This is a genomic window from Aeromicrobium sp. Leaf291, from assembly GCF_001423365.1.
Lineage (GTDB): Bacteria > Actinomycetota > Actinomycetes > Propionibacteriales > Nocardioidaceae > Aeromicrobium.
This window is the reverse complement of sequence record NZ_LMNM01000002.1, coordinates 464,673-482,060: the sequence shown is the minus strand read 5'-3', so window position 1 is coordinate 482,060 and position 17,388 is coordinate 464,673. Positions and strand designations below refer to the sequence as shown.

General features: G+C 68.6%; 12 protein-coding genes and 1 riboswitch. Of the genes, 9 read left to right on the top strand and 3 right to left on the bottom strand.

Annotated elements, in window-relative coordinates; translation table 11 throughout:
• Positions 1-2: 2 nt before the first annotated feature.
• The 3 genes from ASF35_RS12015 to ASF35_RS18570 form a co-directional block, all read right to left on the bottom strand.
• Positions 3-491, bottom strand: coding sequence for a hypothetical protein (locus tag ASF35_RS12015; protein WP_055967678.1), 489 nt, complete (start codon positions 489-491; stop codon positions 3-5).
• Positions 488-1,720 carry a hypothetical protein gene (locus ASF35_RS12010; protein WP_055967674.1) on the bottom strand — a complete coding sequence of 411 codons (1,233 nt, stop codon included), beginning with the start codon at positions 1,718-1,720 and terminating at the stop codon, positions 488-490. The genes ASF35_RS12015 and ASF35_RS12010 overlap by 4 nt, the downstream gene beginning before the upstream one ends.
• A gap of 94 nt (positions 1,721-1,814) precedes the next feature.
• Positions 1,815-2,312, bottom strand: coding sequence for a helix-turn-helix domain-containing protein (locus tag ASF35_RS18570; RefSeq protein WP_082495490.1), 498 nt, complete (start codon positions 2,310-2,312; stop codon positions 1,815-1,817).
• 74 nt (positions 2,313-2,386) lie between these two features.
• On the opposite strand from ASF35_RS18570, the gene ASF35_RS12000 reads away from it, so the two are divergent.
• From ASF35_RS12000 to ASF35_RS11960, 9 genes are all read left to right on the top strand, one after another.
• Entirely contained in the window at positions 2,387-3,676 is a 1,290-nt protein-coding gene (locus ASF35_RS12000; protein ID WP_162239313.1) for a VWA domain-containing protein, read from the top strand.
• A 41-nt stretch (positions 3,677-3,717) separates the two neighbouring features.
• Positions 3,718-4,251 (top strand): hypothetical protein, encoded by a 534-nt coding sequence (locus ASF35_RS11995; protein ID WP_156368030.1) that lies wholly within the window; start codon positions 3,718-3,720, stop codon positions 4,249-4,251.
• Positions 4,252-4,303: 52 nt separating this feature from the next.
• Positions 4,304-4,418: riboswitch (SAM riboswitch) on the top strand.
• A 30-nt stretch (positions 4,419-4,448) separates the two neighbouring features.
• Complete coding sequence (locus ASF35_RS11990) at positions 4,449-4,754, top strand: hypothetical protein (RefSeq protein WP_055967662.1); 306 nt, start codon at positions 4,449-4,451, stop codon at positions 4,752-4,754.
• On the top strand, positions 4,751-5,788 hold the full coding sequence (locus ASF35_RS11985) for an N-formylglutamate amidohydrolase (protein WP_082495489.1): 1,038 nt from the start codon (positions 4,751-4,753) through the stop codon (positions 5,786-5,788). Before ASF35_RS11990 ends, ASF35_RS11985 begins: the two co-directional genes overlap by 4 nt.
• A gap of 14 nt (positions 5,789-5,802) precedes the next feature.
• Positions 5,803-6,765 carry an RNA polymerase sigma factor RpoD/SigA gene (locus tag ASF35_RS11980; protein ID WP_055967659.1) on the top strand — a complete coding sequence of 321 codons (963 nt, stop codon included), beginning with the start codon at positions 5,803-5,805 and terminating at the stop codon, positions 6,763-6,765.
• A gap of 1 nt (position 6,766) precedes the next feature.
• Positions 6,767-7,291, top strand: coding sequence for a hypothetical protein (locus ASF35_RS11975; RefSeq protein ID WP_055967655.1), 525 nt, complete (start codon positions 6,767-6,769; stop codon positions 7,289-7,291).
• Between the two features lie 43 nt (positions 7,292-7,334).
• Positions 7,335-10,805 (top strand): bifunctional RecB family nuclease/DEAD/DEAH box helicase, encoded by a 3,471-nt coding sequence (locus ASF35_RS11970; protein ID WP_055967651.1) that lies wholly within the window; start codon positions 7,335-7,337, stop codon positions 10,803-10,805.
• Between the two features lie 11 nt (positions 10,806-10,816).
• The gene (locus ASF35_RS11965; RefSeq protein WP_055967649.1) at positions 10,817-11,353 is read left to right on the top strand and encodes a hypothetical protein; all 537 of its coding nucleotides are present in this window, start codon (positions 10,817-10,819) and stop codon (positions 11,351-11,353) included.
• A 101-nt stretch (positions 11,354-11,454) separates the two neighbouring features.
• Complete coding sequence (locus ASF35_RS11960) at positions 11,455-17,376, top strand: DUF4011 domain-containing protein (protein ID WP_055967647.1); 5,922 nt, start codon at positions 11,455-11,457, stop codon at positions 17,374-17,376.
• Positions 17,377-17,388 lie beyond the last annotated feature (12 nt).

The window sequence follows — 17,388 nt, the reverse complement described above, 5'->3', positions numbered from 1 at the left end:
TCTCAGCGTCCTGGATCATCGTCCAGGTCTTCCGGCGTGTCGATCCAGCGGAACTGACGCAGGTCCTCGGCGTCGAGCACGACGTCGCTCATCACCCGTGCACCCCACAGGTCGCGCAGCACCCGAACGATGCGGTCGACGCCCGCCTCCGCCCAGACCATCTCGACGTCGAGGCACCAGTTCGGAGAGGCGGTGGGATCGTCCGGATCCGGGCGCAGCCAGCCCATCGCGACGAGGAGGTGCTCCTCGGACGCGGTCCAGTGGTGCCCCTCGGGCAGGTAGGTGTTCGAGACAACCTCGCAGCGCAGCATCGCCGCGTCCCAACGGCACACCTGCACGTACTTCGGTGTCCTTGGAAGGTCGAAGTCGTCTCGCTCCCCCTCGTCGCGGTGGAGGATGAACGACCCGTCGGCCGGCAGCCGCCGCGCCATGTCGGCCAGAGAGGCCGCGAAGGACGCCCACGGGATCGCGGCGGAACGCCCCGTGGTCATGAGGCCTCCTGGCGCCGAGCCCCGTCCGCGGACTCGCCGAGGACGGTCTTCAGTGCGGTCACCGTCCGACGCCAGCGGCGCCAGTCGTGCATGTGCACCGCACGCATGGAGCCCTCGCTAGCTCGAGCAGCGACGAGCGCAGCGTCCCGTGTGAGCCTGGCAGTGCCCAGCCACGTCACCGCCACCGCGCGTGGCCCTGCAGCCTTCTCCAGCAGGGTCACGAGGTCCTCGAAGGGCAGGCGCGCTGCGTCCGCGACCAGCGCGGAGAGCACGGGGTCGACGGGCTTGAGCTTCGCCTCGGGCTGAGGGAGACGGCGACGCTTCAGCTCGTCGTCGAGGTGAGCGAGCCGACCACGCAGGGTCGACAGGTGGCCGACGGCCTCGTGGAGGTGCTTCGCCACGAACGGATCGGCGTGGACCGCGACGACGGCGAGCAGCGAGTCGCGCTCGAGGAAGAAGCGGACCCGACGGTGCCGACGGCTCAACCGGTCGATCTCGCGGTGTGCCTTCTTGAAGCGCACCTCGGTCGCCAGGACGGTGTAGACCTCGACGAGCCCTCGATCCCGCGCCGACACGACCACCACCCCGCGGCGGTCCCGGATGCGGATGGATCCGTCGGGGGCCACCTTGAGCGGAGCGGTCACCCGCTCCTGCATCGTCACCTCGACGAGCTCCTGGAGGTGCTCGACCGACGTGGGCTCGGCGACGTCCGGGAGCGGCGGCGGGGCGAAGTGGACGTCGACGTCCTCGACGGGGTGGAGGTCGGTCCACTCGAGCAGCTCGGCCTCCTCGTCCTCCGCGAACGTGTCGAGGCCGAGGAACGCGGGCGACACCACGCCCCACAGCTCGTGCAGCACCACGGCTGCGGCGTGGGCCAGCCGATCGACCTCGCTCTCCTCGACCGTGAGCACCGGGTTCCCCCCGCCCTTAAGGGGCGCGAAGCCCAGCTCCGTCAGGCGTGCGGCGCCCGCCGGGCTCAGGGCGTAGGGAGGGCGGAGGTCGACGGCGTCGTCCTCCGCGTCCATCACGCTCTGCACCAGACCGAGGAACCGGACGCCGAGGTCGACGCTGACCTGCAGCGTGGGCGCGCGGGGGTCGTCGAGGTCGGGGTCGATGACGAGCACGTTGTCGTCGGGAGCCTCGATCATCCACTCGGCGAGGTCCAGCCGGAATCCCATCCAGGCGTTCTCGACCCACTGGTCGACCACCTGCTCCTCGTCACTGCTCATGGTCACGACCTCCGTCCCGCCGGCCTGTCGCCGACAGGCCCCACGCTAGGAGCGGACACCGACAGAAACCAATGCACCATGCATAGACAATCGATCAGGCCTCGCGCGAATGCTCCTCCAGCATGCGCTTCAGCACGAGCTTCTGCACCTCGCCGAGAGCGTCGAGACGCTCCTCCGGTGGCAGCTCCTCGATGAGGTCGACGGCCTGGCCGACGAGGTCGTCGCGGCCGGTGCGCCGGGGTGCTGACCGACGGGTCAGAGCTCCCCCCATCGGCACGTCGTCGAGAGGCTCCATGGCAGAGACGATCTGACCCTCCCCCGACAACAGTGCAGCCTGAGCAGCCAGCGAGCGCTGAAACGACGGAGAACTGATGTCATCGGGCGGAAGTGCAGCCTCGAGCGCCAACGGCTCGATGCCCAGCGCCTCCGCCAGCTGCGCCGCGGCCTTGCGCGACGGCTTGCGCAGGCCCGTCTCCAGCTGTGACACGTAGGGGTAGGACAACCCCGACCTCTCAGCCAGCTGGGACCGCGACATGCCTTGCCGCTTGCGGAACTCCGCCAGCACTCGTCCAAAAGAGGAATCCGTCGACATCTCAATGCTCCTTGCATAATCTGTCTGCAGTCTGCATTATGCTCATTGCACACCCTACCTGAGAGGAGATGATCATGAAGCTCTCGACACACCTGAGCCGCGATCGCTTCGACTGGATGCAGGACTCCCTGCGCCGTCGCGACCACGCCGTCATGCTCGTCCGCGTCGCCGGCACCCTGCCCGAGGGATACGCCGTCCGCCCCACCGACCGCGCCGCGTCGCACCTGGTGGTGGTGCTCGACCGCAGCGGCTCCATGTCCGGCGGACGTCTCGAGCACGCCAAGCGGGCGCTGGTCGACGTCGTCGGCAGGCTCTCCCCCGACGACTCGTTCGGGCTCGTCACCTTCGACAACCGGGTCGAGGTGGTGGTGCCCGCCGGACCGGTCACCGACCCCGCCGCCGTCATCCGGCACATCGAAGGGGTGCACGCCGGCGGCAGCACCGACCTCGGCGCCGGGCTGGTGCGGGGGCTGGAGGAGGCACGCCGGATCGACGTCGGTGCGGGTGTGCGGGTACTGCTGGTCAGCGACGGCCACGCCAATGTCGGCGTCACGGACCCCGAGGCGCTCGGGGGGCGCGTCGGGGCCATGCGGGCACGCGGCATCACGACGTCCACGCTCGGCGTGGGGCTCGGGTACGACGAGACGCTGCTCTCGACCATCGCCCGGGCCGGTGCCGGCAACGAGCACTTCGCCGCCGAGGCCGACGCCGCAGCAGCAGCGATCGGCGAGGAGTGCGGGGAGCTGGCCGCCCAGCGGTTCCTTTCGGTCCGCCTCACCATCGCGGCTGCGTCCGGCATCCGCGGACTCGACGTGGTCAACGACCTGCCCGTGGTGCCGGTGCCCGGTGGGATCCAGGTCGACCTCGGCAGCATGCGGGTCGACGAGACCCGCTCGCTCGTGGTCGAGTGCGCACCGCACCCGGCCACCCGGCCGGGGCGGCGCAAGATCGGAAAGCTCCGCGTCGACTACGTGCTCGCCGACGACCTGAGCGACCAGCACACGTCCACCACGGTGTGGACGCACGTGAGCCGGCCCGACGAGCGCGAGGCGGGATCGGACCGCCAGGTGCTGGGTGAGTGGTACGTGCAGCGGGTGCTGCGACGCCGGCGCAAGGCCCTGGCGCTGCTGGCCCGCGGCGACGACATCCGCGCGGCTCGCGAGTTCGCGAAGCTGGCGACGCTGGCGCACTCTGCGGCGTCGAAGGTGCCGGCGGCGTTCCGCGCCGAGCTGCTCCGCGAGGCCCAGGAGGCCGAGCGGATGGCCGAGCCCGAGCTGTTCCTGGCGATGGCGCCGGACGACCGGCAGTTCATCAGCAAGAACATGACGGCCGATGGTGGTCGCCGTTCCCGGAGGCGCTCGTGAGCGCCGAGCAGACCGGCCCCGAGGGGCAGGAGGAGAGCCGCATGAGGCGAAAGGTGATCGTCGTGCTCGTCACGACGCTGGTGGTGGCTCTCGGCGCCACGGGGACGGTGCTGTTCGTGCAGCACCGCGCCGAGGCCGAGCGCGTGGCGGCAGCTGCCGCCGAGGAGCGCGCAGCCGAGAAGGAGCGGCGCGAGGCGATCGCCGCGGCCCAGGCCGCGCACGAGGAGTGCGTGACCGCCACGGCCGACTACCTCGCGGCGGTGCAGGACATCGACGCCGTGGTCTCCGTCGGCGTCAACTACGAGGACTACAGCGACCTCGTGCGCGACGCTGCCATCTCCCAGCGGCGTCTCGGCGACGTCTCGGCGCGATGCGCCGGCGGTGTCGTCGAGCCGCTCGACGAGGCGCTCGGCGAGTACACGGACGCCTCGACGAAGTGGGACGACTGCATCTTCGACGACACGTTCTCCTGCGACGTCGACGACCTCGACCTCTCCAGCGGATGGCTGCTCGCCGGTGCGTCACTGATGACTGCAGAGGAGTTCGTCGACGGTGCCGGCGGTGACGCGGCGTGAACACCTCGCACTCGGGGCAGCTCTGTCGGAGCCCGTGGCTAGCGTCGGGGCAGGTCAAGAGAGCCACCCACGCCTTCGGACAGTGGTGGCCGGCAACCGCGTCGCCCGACACGGTGCCTTCCGGAGAAGACCTGGGCTGCACCGTCCGGTGCGGTCAAGCGGGCACTCGCGGTGCCCCTGAACCCTCAGGAGGGCCCATGGACGTCGATCTCGCTGCGTACGCGCACCACCTCGACCCGGACGACCTGCGGAAGCTGTTCCACCACGGTCACTGGATCCCCGTCCTTCGGGGCATCACCCAGGCGTACGTCGAGCGCCACTACCCGGGCTGGTCGTGGAATGCCCGCACGGCCGTCCTGGAAGAAGCCGGCGTCGCGCACCGCCTCGGTACGCGCAACATGCACCCGCACTTCGTCCCGGACCGGTTCGTCGAGAGCGTGCACCTCAACAGCCCAGACGATCTCTGCATCGTGTGGATCGACGGGTCGGTGACCGTGCGATGAGCTTCCAGATCGTGCCCGGCGACCCTCGGTCGACCGTCATCGTCCACGTGCCGCACGCCTCCCGCGAGATCCCGGACGAGGTCCGTGCCGGTCTCCTCCTGGACGACGAGGCCCTCGAGCGAGAGCTCGACGCCATGACGGACGCCTTCACCGACGTCGTCGCTCAGCTCGCCGCGGACTCCGCAGGGGTGCGCCCTTGGCTGTTCGTCAACAGGTTGTCGCGCCTCGTCGTCGACCCTGAGCGTTTCCCGGACGAGCGGGAGGAGATGAACGCGGCTGGCATGGGTGCGGCCTACATTCGCACCTGCGAGGGATTCAACCTCCGGCACGACCCGACCAGACTCGTCGAGACGTACTTCGACCCGTACTCCCGCGCGTTCGCGGAGCTGCTCGACGAGCGCATGGACGCCGTGGTCTCGGTGACGATCATCGACCTGCACTCGTTCCCCGTCGAGGCGCTCTCCTACGAGCTGCACCGCGACGGCCACCGACCCGAGATCTGCCTCGGCACGGACCCCTTCCACACTCCGCGTGCGCTCCTCGACGAGGCCCGCCGAGCCCTGTGGCCAGTGGGCATCGAGGGCGACATCGCCGTCGACACGCCGTTCTCGGGCAGCTACGTGCCCCTGCACGTCTACCGCGTCGACCGCATGGTGCAGGCGATCATGGTCGAGGTTCGGCGGGACCTGATCACGCTCTCGCCTGCGGAGCGCGACGACCGAGGCATCGGCCGCGTCGCGCGCGGCCTGGCCACGCTGATCGACCGTGCCGCCACCTTGGCACCGACCTTCGAGCACCCGCACGGGGTGAGCCTCGCCCGCGCGGTCGGCGTGTCCGACCCGTCGATGCTCAGCGACACGTTCCGCGTCCGCTTCGGAGGCGACCTGGCAGCGCCGCTCGAGGTCGTCGACCAGGGCGACCATCTGCTGCTGCGCTACGACGACATGACGTCGCGCCACCCGTACCCCATCAGCGTCCACGAGATCGAGAACGCCATCGAGCTCCTCGACGACCCCACGCTTCACACCGACTGAACCGGAGGTCCGCCATGAATGCCATCCTTGATCCCTCGTCCCTGTCCGACGAGTACGCCGCCGTCCTCGCCCGTCTCGACGCGCTCGCCGCCATCACGGCCGAGTACACCGAGCGCCGCCTCCTGCTGGAGGGGCTGCTCGACGACGAGCGCCTCCCCGCGTTCATGGCGCACCCCTACGCCCTGCTCTCCGCCGAAGAGGAGGTCGAGCTGGCCGGCTACGTCGTCGCCGGGCTGGCCGCCGCAGGTGACGTCGGCCCCGATGCCACCCGCGCCGTGCGGCTCGGCTCGCTGGCGCGCGAGCGGTTCGTCCTCGCCAATGTGCGCCTCGTGATCTCGATCGTGCGGGTGACGAACCGGGAAGGTCTCCCGTTCGACGACTGCATGCAGGCCGGGCTGATGGGGGTCATGCGCGCCGCCGAGAAGTTCGATCCCTCGTTCGGCACGAAGTTCTCCACCTACGCCACCTGGTGGATCCGCCAGCACGTGCAGCGCTCGATCGCCGACACGGCGCGCGTGGTCCGACTCCCAGTGCACGTCCACGAGGACCTGCGACCGGTCCGGGCGGCGCGGAGGGCGCTGCGCGAGTCCCTCGACCGCCTCCCCACCCTCACGGAGATCTCCGACGCGACCGGCCGCCCCGTCGCCAGGGTGGAGCAGGTGCTCGCGTTCGACCGCGACGTCATCGATCTCGACGCCGCCGCCGAGATCACCGGCGACGACGTCCGCTGGGCCCACCGCCCAGACGTCGACGTCGAGGAGTCGCTGGACCGCGCACGCCTGTGCGACCAGGTGCTCTCGCTCCTCACCGACCGCGAATCGGCAGTCCTGCGCCGCCGCTGCGGCTACGACACCGGTCGCGAAGAGACGCTCGAGGAGATCGGCCAGTCGTTCGGCGTGACGCGCGAACGGATCCGCCAGATCGAGGCGAAGGCGAAGCGCAAGATCGTCGAGGCGCTCGCCGAGCAGGCGGGCTGACGTGGCGGACACCGCGAAGCCTCTCTGGTTCCTCGACATCGACGGCGTGGTCAACGCGCTGCGGCCCCGCGACGGACTCTCTGCGACGAAGGCCCGCACCAGCGGCGAGACGTGGCCGATCCACTGGTCGGTCGAGGTGGTCCAGCTGATCAACACCTGTCACCGGTCCGGGTTGGCCGAGGTGCGATGGCTGACCACCTGGGAGCAGGACGCCCACCTCTCTCTCGCCCCGGCAGTCGGCCTCGACCCGTTCCCGTCCTACAACATCCCGCTCGAAGGCTCGCGACACGGCTGGTGGAAGGCCGACATCGTGGCCGACGTCATCGGCGCCGAACCACGTCCGTTCGTCTGGGCCGACGACGATCTCGCGGTCCAGGACGTGGAGGAGATGGTCGACCGTCTCGGGGTCGACCATCTCCTCGTCGCGCCGGATTCGGAGCTGGGACTCACGTCGGGGGATCTTCGGGGAGTGGTCGACTTCCTCTCGGCGTTCGCACCCGGTCGCCCCCCGGGAGAGGCATCATGACCATCGTGGGCAGAACGTCCAAATCCAGTTCTAGGGGGCTCTCATGGTGATGCTCGTCGACGACGGCTCGTTCGTCCTGAGCCCGTCTGACCTGACGGCGTCGGCCGGCTGCGAGTTCGGCTGGCTCCGCGCGCTCGACGTTCGTCGCGGCCTTGTGTCGCCACCGAAGAGCGAACCCGACCTCATGATGGACCGGTTGGCCGAGCTCGGGGACGAGCACGAGCGTCGCTACGTCGAGCTTCTCCGTTCCGAGGGCAAGAACGTCATCGAGATCGAGCGTCCGGACCCGTACAACCCCGCGACCCTCGCTGCCGCGATGGAGGAGACGCTGGACGCGCTGCGGGCAGGTGTCGACGTCGTCGCCCAGGCGGTGCTGACCGACGGAGGTTTCGGCGGCCAGGCCGACTTCCTCGTCCGCGACACCGACGGCCGATACGAGGTCTGGGATGCCAAGCTGGCCCGGCACGCGAAGGTGACGGCTCTGCTGCAGATCGCCGGCTACGCCGACCTGCTCGACCAGCAGGACATCCCCCGGTCCCCCGTCGGACGCCTCATCCTCGGCAACGGCGAGCTTCACGACCAGGAGCTCGACGACGTCGTCGCCGTGTACCGGCACCGCCGCAGCCACCTCGAGGCGCTGCTGCGAAGCCACCTCGACTCGAAGTCTCCTGCCGAGTGGAACGCAGCAGGCACCACGCAATGCGGATCCTGCGAGCACTGCGCCGCCGAGGTCGAAAGTCGTCGCGACCTGCTGCTCGTCGCGGGGATGCGTCGGTCGCAGCGTGAGCTCCTGCGCGCGGCAGGCGTCGAGACCATCGACCAGCTCGCCGCGACGACGATCACCGTCCCTGGACTAGCCGAACGCTCTTGGCAGAAGCTCCAGGCACAAGCCGCTCTGCAAGTCGCGCCGGCGACTGCAGATGGCGTGGTGCACCAGGTCTTCGACTCCACGCCGATCCGCCAGCTGCCAGCACCCAGCGCGGGGGACATCTTCTTCGACTTCGAGGGAGACCCGCTCTGGGTCGACGGCACCAGCCACGATGCCGGACTCGAGTACCTCTTCGGGTGGGTCGAGGACGACGGGACCGCCGACGGTGCGTTCACAGGCCTGTGGGCGGACGACCGTGCAGAGGAGAAGGCGGCGCTCATCGCGTTCCTCGACTTCCTCGAAGACCGGTGGACACAGCACCCCGACCTGCACGTCTATCACTACGCGCCGTACGAGGTGACCGCGCTGAAGCGACTGACCGTGCGGCACACCGTCGGTGAGGACTTCCTCGACGAGCTGCTCCGGGCGGGAGTCTTCATCGACCTCTACGCGACCGTCCGGCAGTCGGTGCGCGTCTCCCAGCCGTCGTACAGCATCAAGTATCTCGAGCCGCTCTACATGGGGGCCTCGCTGCGGAGCGGAGTCACCAGTGCGACCGACTCGATCGTCCAGTACGAGCGCTACCGCGTACTGACCGAAGGCGGCCAGGACGATGAGGCCGCACTCGTCCGCGCGAGCATCGAGGACTACAACGCCTACGACTGCATGTCGACGATGCGGCTGCTCGGGTGGCTGCGTGACGTGGGCGGATGGTCGCCGGCAGCACACGACCAGGCCTCCCGGACGACCGACGACGAGTCCGCCGCACGGGAGACGACTCTCGGCGACGCTGCAGTCGTCGCGGCGGAGCTCCTGGCCCACCTGCCCGATGCCGACCGCACCGCCGAGGAACAGGCCGTCGCGCTGCTCGCTGCGGCCTTGGGCTATCACCGCCGCGAGAAGAAGCCGTCCTGGTGGGTGTACTACTCCCGACTCTCCGAGCCGGTCGACGAGTGGATGGATCTGCGCAGCACGCTCGTGGCCGAGGGACCGGTCGAGCTGGTCGAGGACTGGGCACCGGTCAAGAACAGCGTCGGGCGGGTGCTGCGCATGCGCGGACGGCTAGAGCCGGGAAGCACGATCGTCGAGGGCGCCTCCGTCGCTCTGTTGTTCGACGAGCTTCCTCCTGGCGTCGAGTTGGGCCCGGGCGCCGTGCGCGCGTATTGCGGGAAGGCGGACGTCCTGTCTGTCGAGGCGGACCTCGACGGCGTTGTCGACGTGATGCTGCTGCACAAGCACGGCAAGTCGGTGCCGACGTTCTCCCAGCTCCCGATGGCTGCCGTAGAGCAGGGCTTCGTTCCCGACGGGCCACTGGAGAAGGTCATCCAGGCCTTGGCGACGTCCATCGATGCGTCCGATCCAGTCCCTCTGCCCGCGACGGCCGCTCTGGACGTGCTGGTGAGGCGCTCGCCTCGACTCGTCGTCGGGACGTTCGTCGGCGGCCAGGCGACGTCCAGCGACATCGACCTCGTGCTCGAGTCCATCCGTCGTCTCGACCATTCCTACCTGGCCGTCCAGGGCCCTCCCGGCACGGGGAAGACCTACCTCGGCTCACAAGTCGTGCGTCAGCTCGTCGAGAGCGGGTGGAAGGTCGGCGTCGTGGCACAGGGCCACACCACGGTCGAGACCTTCTTGCAGAAGACGATCGATGCGGGACTGCATCCTTCCTTCATCGCGAAGGAGAACAAGAACGCTGACACGTCAGACAAGCCCTGGACCGTGCTGAAGGACAAGCCTGGGCACGCCAAGTTCGCCGCCGAACAGGATGCCGGGTTCCTCGTCGGAGGCACCGCCTGGGCCTTCGCCAACGACAAGGCGTTCGACGCCGCAGAGCTCGACCTGCTCGTCATCGACGAGGCCGGCCAGTTCTCTCTCGCCAACACGATCGTCGTCGGTCGAGCCGCCAAGTGCCTGCTGCTGCTCGGCGACCCTCAGCAGCTCCCACAGGTGAGCCAGGGCACTCACCCCGAACCCGTCGACGGCTCCGCCCTTGCGTGGCTCACGGAGGGTTTGGCGACGATGCCGCCGGAACGCGGCTTCTTCCTGGCGCAGACCCGGCGGATGCACCCGGTTCTCACGACCGCCGTCTCACGTCTGTCGTACGCGGGTCGTCTGACGTCGGTCGCCGAGGTCACGACCGACCGCGACCTGCCGGGTCTTCACCCAGGCATCCACCCGATCCAGGTCGAGCATGTCGGTAACAGCGTTCACGCGGTCGAGGAGGCCGATGCGATCCTGGCCAGCGTCTGCGAGCTGATGCGGCTCCGGTGGCGGCCCAGCGGATGGCCGGGCGCGAGGCCCATGGTCCCGCAAGACGTCATCGTCGTCGCGCCCTACAACAGCCAGGTCGCGATCATCCGACAGCGGCTCGACTCCGTGCAGCTCTTCGATACTCGCGTCGGCACCGTGGACAAGTTCCAGGGTCAGGAGGCACCCGTCGTCATGGTCTCGATGACTGCGTCGTCGCCTGCAGATGCACCGCGCGGCATGGACTTCCTCCTGAACCGCAACCGCCTCAACGTCGCCGTGTCTCGAGGTCAGTGGGCGGCCTACGTCTTCCACTCTCCTCGTCTGGCCGACCACCTGCCGACCACACCTGCCGGCCTCGCCGAGCTCGGCTCGTACCTCCGCCTCATTGCCGACTGAAGGACCACATCGTGCTCACCGTCGAACAGCTCACCTCGGCCACGCCCGAGCAACTCCTTGCCGGCTACGCGGCAGTTCTACGAGAGCTACGCTCACGCGAGATCGTCCGGACCAACAACGCGCCTGCAGGTGACTACGCCGAGTGGCTCGCTCAACGTGCTCTCGGCGGCGTACTCGCTCCCAACTCGGTCAAGTCCTACGACCTGACGCTCGACGACGGTACGCGGGTTCAGGTCAAGGCACGTGTGGTCGGTCATCCGATCTTGAATTCCCAACGACAGATGTCGCCGTTTCGGTCTTGGGACTTCGGCCTCGGCGCCCTCGTGCAACTGTCGTCTGTCGACTACAGCGTGCTTCGAGCGACACTCGTTCCGACTTCGGAGATCCGCAGCCGTGCCACATATCGTTCACACGTCAGCGGAGACGTGGCCTTCATGACGGACGACCTACTCGGCGCTCCGGGCGCGCGGGACGTGACGGCTGCGTTCCGAGCGGCGGCGCAGGACGGCCCTCGAGCTCCTGACTCGGAGAGGTTGAAGCACGTGTGACAACGAGTCCGAGACCATCCGAGCACCAAGATCTACCCAGCAACCCTCTACCCGCGATATCGGACCAAGGATCGTCGAGTCGACGATCGGGAGGAACCTCCATGACGCTGTCCATCACCGTTCAGGCCAACGACTGGGCGAGTTACGCGCTCGTCTACAACCGCATCCCCTTCGTGCACTCCGTGCGTGTGGACGGGATCGGCCACGAGGTGCCGGCGGTGTTGAAGATCCGATTGGACGATCGAGGGACATCGTTGACTCATCCTTTCGCGGTCGAGCTCGAGCCCGAGGCCGACGGCAGCGCGGCAATCGACCCTGTCTCGCTCCAGGTCGATCTGGCAGCCATGAGCCAGCTGAGCGAGGACACCACGGCCGAGCTCGTCCTCGAGGTTCACCAGAACGACGAGGTCACCAGCCTCCGCCAGGATGTCCTGCTCGGCTCGGCACGGACGTGGCGGACCATCTTCTCGACCGATGGCTCTGGTCGCTCCGCACTCAACCCGCTCGCGACCGAGACACTCGCGGCCTTCGTCCAGCCCAACGATCCCAGCATCGGATCGTTCCTCGACGCGGTCCGGGTGCGCCTCGAGAGGACCACTGGCTCCGGTTCGACCCAGGGGTACCAGGCCGGACCGGAACGTGCCGACGCCATCGTGCAGGCGATCTGGGACGAGGCACGGGGACGCAACATCACCTACAGCAACCCACCCGCTAGCTGGGCAGCCGGGCAGAAGGTCCGCACACCGAGCGAAGTCCTCGAAGGAAGAGTCGGCACCTGCCTGGACACGACGGTCGTCCTGGCGGCCGCGATCGAGCACGCCGGACTTCACCCCGTGCTGTTCGTCGTCGAGGGGCACGCCTTCCTCGGCTACTGGCGAGACGAGGACCTGGGCATCGCGTCGGTCGAGTCGATGGAGCTCGCTGCCAACGCCGTCGACAGCGGCAGGCTTCGGGTGCTGGAAACGACTCGTGTCGCCGGCGGCGACGCGTCTGCCGCCTTCGACGACGACGCGCACGAGAGCACGCGCGGTAGTTACCTCACGGGGACTCTCTCGCGCTTCGAGGGCGTCGTGGACGTTCGAGTCGTCCGGCGCCAGAGTCAGGTGCTCCCGCTCCCGGCCATGCGCGTCAGCAGCACTGGTGACACCACGCTCGTCGAGTACGTCCCGACCGTGCACTCCGGCCACACGGTCGTGTCGACGACTCCGCAGGTCGACGGTCGCTCTGGTCAGGCCGCGCCGTCCGTCCCGCCGCGCGTCCAGTCCTGGAAGAACTCGCTGCTGGACCTGAGCCTGCGCAACAAGCTCATCAACTTCACCGGGCGGTCCGCCATCCAGCTCGCCGTGCCGCCGGGGAGCATCGCCCACGTGGAGGATCTGCTGAACGCAGGGCAGTCGCTCACGCTGCTGCCGGGCGACCAGATTCCCTCGACCAGCGAAGCGCAGGGTGTGCGCTTCGGCGCGGATCTCCCCGTGTCCCAGCTCAAGGAGATCCTCGACGCCAAGCGCATCTTCACCGACGTCCGGACCGGTCAGACCCTGGACTCCTACCTCCGGAAGATGCGCAACTTCGCCTACAAGGCGCGGACCATCGAGGAGGAGACCGGTGCCAACAACCTCTACCTGGCCCTGGGATCGTTGCACTGGGAGGTCGACGGCCGCGCGCTCAAGTCACCGTTGATCCTGCTCCCGGTCACGCTCGTGCCCGGGTCACGCCGCGGTCTGTACCGCCTGCAGCTGGACGAGTCTGGTGCCAGCACGCCGAACTACTGCCTGATCGAGAAGCTCCGGCAGGCGGAGGGGATCACGATCCCTGGGCTGGAGAACCCCCTAGAGGACGAGCACGGCATCGACCTCGCTGCCACCTTCGCCGCCGTGCGCGACGCTCTCGCCGAGAAGGAGATCCCCTATCGGGTCGACGAGTCCGCCGACATCGCCGTGCTGCAGTTCGCCAAGTTCAGGCTCTGGAAGGACCTCGACGACGACTGGCAGGGTCTGATGAGCGCTCCCCTGGTCCGGCACCTGGTCGAGGACCCGACGGGCGAGTTCCGCGATCCCCTCATCGACGAGTCGATGGACGACCTCGACGACCTCGACGCTCACTGCCCGATCCCGGCCGACGCATCCCAGCTCGAGGCGGTGGCCGCCGCGGTGGCCGGCCACACCTTCGTGCTCGAGGGCCCGCCTGGCACCGGCAAGTCGCAGACCATCACGAACCTGTTGGCACGGGCCATCGCGGCAGGCAAGCGGGTGCTCTTCGTGGCGGAGAAGCGCGCCGCTCTCGACGTGGTCTCGTCCCGCCTCGAGTCGGTGGGCATGGGGCCGTTCTCGCTGGACCTGCACGACAAGTCCAGCAAGCCTGCGATGGTCCGAGACCAGATCAAGCAAGCGCTCGACCTGCACCTGGAGTTCGACCGGCAAGGCCTCACAGCCGAGCAGGAGGCGGTGAGCAGTGCGCGGCGGGCCCTGCAGAGGTACGCGACTCGACTTCACGAGACGAACGCGGCAGGCCTCTCCTTCTACTCGGCCCGAACCCAGGTCCTTGCCTATCCTGACGAGCTGCCGGCACTGCCGATCACTACGGAGGAGCTCATCTCGCTCGACGCCGAGGCACTGTCGAGGCTTCGCACGTCGCTGAGGAACTTCGAGGATCCTGCCGACCTCGCCCGCCCTCAGCCTCACCATCCCTGGGGCTTCATCCGCGGGGTCATCGATGACCGTCGAGGCGTCCTCGCTGCCGCCGCAGAGCTGGACAGAGCCGTGGCTGACCTGCCACCGGCCGGACCGTTGAGGGACGCTGTCGACCAGGCGACGACCCCGGAGGACGTGACGGCCCTGGTGGCCCTGACACACGGTCCAGCCGTCACGACTGCCGAGCTGGACCAGGTGCGAACTCGTTCCTGGACCGAGCGGCGCGACGCCTACGTCAACTCCCTCAACGCTCTCAGCAGCGCGAGCCCCGCCGTGCTCGAGCGAGCGAAGCCATCGGCGCTCGACCAGCCATTGTCGAGCATCCGCGAGGCCGTGGCCGCTGCCTCGACCTCCGGATTCTTCGGTCGCAAGAAGCGGATCCTGGCGGCGCTCTCACCCCTGGACGAGCACCTGACGAGTCCGGTGCGCCCGAAGGAGGCCGTGTCCGTGCTCGACCAGCTCGTCGAGCTTCGCACGAACGCGGATGCGATCGCCCCCGACCGCTCCGGCATCCCAGGGACCCGCCCAGTGCTGGGGTGGAACCCCTACACGGATGCCTCACTGGAAGCTGCGGAATCCCAGCTCGAGTGGCTGGAGAACCAGGCGGCCCGCATCGCGCCATCGTCGGACGGAACCTTCGACGCCTTCGGCCAGGCGCTGCGGGCACTGATCGACGCAGACCTGGTGCTGAGCGAGCGCGAGAGCACGGCGCTGCGAGCGGTAGACACGGCCTCGCAGGCACTCTGGACGGCGTCCAGGGCCAGTTCTGACGATCTCAGCGACTGGCTCGACGGGGCTCCCCTCGTGCCCACCTGGGCGTCCGGGACGGCCGCGCGCGGTGCCCCGGCCCAGGCGGAGCGGACACTCGACCGGTGGCTCGACTTCGTGTCCGCAGCTCGAGTGCTGCGCGACCTCCACCTCGAGTCCGCCTTCGACGCTGTTCTCGAGGGCCGCGTGGGAAGCACCTCCGCCGTGGCATCGATGGAGAAGGGCTTGGCGCTCGCCTCGATGGAGGAGCGAATGCTGGCCTCTGGTCTCGACGGCTTCGATCCAGAGGCCCACGACAAGGTCGTCCAGCGCTTCGCGACGTCCATGTCCGACCTGCGCGCGCATCTTCAGTCCTCCGTCGCCGCCGACGTGCTCGCTGCCCGACCCTTCCGATCCGGATCGGAGAGGGGCCAGGTGGGAGAGCTTCGACGTCAGCTCGAACGACGCCGCGGCGGGATGAAGGTCCGCGAGCTGCTCGCGACCTACGGCGACCTGATCACGCAGGTGATGCCGTGCGTCCTCGTCAGTCCGGACTCGATCGCTCGATTCTTCCCCGTCGGCTCGATCACGTTCGATCTGGTCGTGTTCGACGAGGCCTCCCAGATCCGTGTGGCGGACGCCGTGGGTGCCATGGGTCGTGCAACGTCGGCCGTGGTGGTCGGTGACAGCAAGCAGATGCCGCCCACGTCCTTCGCGGAGCCGTCTGTCGATGACTCCGGGCAGACCGACGAGCTGCTGGTCCAGCCCGACGAGGAGAGCATCCTCACCGAGGTCGCTCAGGCGGGCGTCGGCCGTCGGGCTCTCACCTGGCATTACCGGAGCAAGGACGAGTCCCTCATCGCCTTCAGCAACGAGCACTACTACGAGAGCCGACTCTCATCCTTCCCAGCACCCGACCCCGGAGTGGACGACGAAGGCCACCCCGTTGCCGGCGTCAGCCTCGTCAAGCTCGACGGCACCTTCGTCCGGACACCCGGACGGGACAAGGGGACCAACCGTGTCGAGGCCGAAGCCATCGTCGCCGAGATTCGACGGCGCTTCACCGCCTCACCCGAAGTCCTTCCGTCCGTCGGCGTCGTGACCTTCAACATGCCGCAACGGACCCTGGTGGAGTCGATGCTCCGCGACCTCGACGACGCTCGAATCCTCGAGGCCATGGACGGGACGAACGGCGAGGGACTCTTCGTCAAGAACCTGGAGAACGTGCAAGGCGACGAGCGGGATGTCATCCTTTTCTCCACCGCCTTCAGCAAGCAGAACGGCAAGCTACCACTGAATTTCGGGCCGCTCACCAATCGCGGAGGCGAACGCAGGTTGAACGTTGCCATTACCCGGGCCCGAACCCAGGTGATCATCTTCACCTCCTTCGACCCGAGCGAACTACGCGTGGAGGAAACGTCATCCGTTGGCATCAAGGATCTTGCCGCATATATGAAGTCGGCTGCTGCCCGAGGGGCCGGAAGTGGACCGACCTCCGCCCGACCGGTGGTCGACCGCCACCGCGACGAGATCGCCGAGGCGTGCCGTGAGGCCGGTCTGGTCGTGACGACGGACCTCGGTCTGTCCGACTTCAAGATCGACCTCGCGCTGGCGCACCCGTCGGCACCCGACTCGCCTCTGGTCGCCGTGCTCCTCGACGGGGAGGGGTGGGCTTCCCGCCGCACGGTGGGTGACCGTGACGGCCTGCCCGTGTCGGTCCTCGAGAACCTCATGGGCTGGCGGTCGGTGGAGCGGGTCTGGATGCCCGAGTGGCTGAAGGACCGGGGGTCCGTGTTGCGACGGCTTGTCGATGAGGTCGACACCGCGCGCAACGCACCGCGAGTCTCCCATGCCTCGCAGCCCGCATCGTCGACGTCTGCTGACGTTAAGCCGGACCATCCGCAGCAGGGCGTCTCCGGGCAACCCGAGCGTGCAGCATCCGCAGCCGCTGGCGTCGTGACAGACCCGCACCCCGCGTCCCACTCGTTCGCCTCGGCGGCCCCGGCGAGCTCCCTGGCTGACCAGCAACTGACCGACTCAGAACCCTTCCGTCCCTGGGCACCGCGCAAGGCCGGTGCCAGGTCTACCCTCGACGCACTCCCGGGGCACCAGGCCACGCAGAAGGTCGCACAGGTGCTCCGTGGCATCGCCCAGCAGGAAGGTCCGGTGTCGTCCGAGCGAGCCGCTCGGCTCGCCGCGGGAGCGTTCGACCTGACGCGCCTCAATGCAGCGAGAATCGAGTCCATCGTGCGCTGCATCCCGCGGGAGATGCGCGACGACGAGGGCTTCGCCTGGCCGGTGGGCGTCGACCGCACGTCGTGGACCACCTTCCGGACGGCGACGCTCGACGATCCGCGACCCATCGCCGACATCCACCCGGTCGAGATCGGCAACGCCATCGTCGCCCTATGCCGCGATGCGCACGGCATGACCGAGGACGAGCTCCTCAAGGAGACGCTGCTGCTCTTCGGCTGGCGCCGGCGCACCGACGCCCTGACGGCCCCGGTCCTCGCTGCACTTCGACGTGCACAGGACGCAGGACGCGTCGTCGTCGGGGCGGACGAGATGGTCCGGGCGGTCCACTGACGACCCTTCAAC

What these genes read in the sequence shown, in the direction of transcription:
- ASF35_RS12010 (WP_055967674.1), bottom strand. Translation starts at nt 1,720, where the DNA reads ATGAGCAGTGACGAGGAGCAGGTGGTCGACCAGTGGGTCGAGAACGCC.
- ASF35_RS11985 (WP_082495489.1), top strand. Translation starts at nt 4,751, where the DNA reads ATGAGCTTCCAGATCGTGCCCGGCGACCCTCGGTCGACCGTCATCGTC.
- ASF35_RS12015 (WP_055967678.1), bottom strand. Translation starts at nt 491, where the DNA reads ATGACCACGGGGCGTTCCGCCGCGATCCCGTGGGCGTCCTTCGCGGCC.
- ASF35_RS18570 (WP_082495490.1), bottom strand. Translation starts at nt 2,312, where the DNA reads ATGTCGACGGATTCCTCTTTTGGACGAGTGCTGGCGGAGTTCCGCAAG.
- ASF35_RS11960 (WP_055967647.1), top strand. Translation starts at nt 11,455, where the DNA reads ATGACGCTGTCCATCACCGTTCAGGCCAACGACTGGGCGAGTTACGCG.
- ASF35_RS11990 (WP_055967662.1), top strand. Translation starts at nt 4,449, where the DNA reads ATGGACGTCGATCTCGCTGCGTACGCGCACCACCTCGACCCGGACGAC.
- ASF35_RS12000 (WP_162239313.1), top strand. Translation starts at nt 2,387, where the DNA reads ATGAAGCTCTCGACACACCTGAGCCGCGATCGCTTCGACTGGATGCAG.
- ASF35_RS11970 (WP_055967651.1), top strand. Translation starts at nt 7,335, where the DNA reads ATGGTGATGCTCGTCGACGACGGCTCGTTCGTCCTGAGCCCGTCTGAC.
- ASF35_RS11995 (WP_156368030.1), top strand. Translation starts at nt 3,718, where the DNA reads ATGAGGCGAAAGGTGATCGTCGTGCTCGTCACGACGCTGGTGGTGGCT.
- ASF35_RS11980 (WP_055967659.1), top strand. Translation starts at nt 5,803, where the DNA reads ATGAATGCCATCCTTGATCCCTCGTCCCTGTCCGACGAGTACGCCGCC.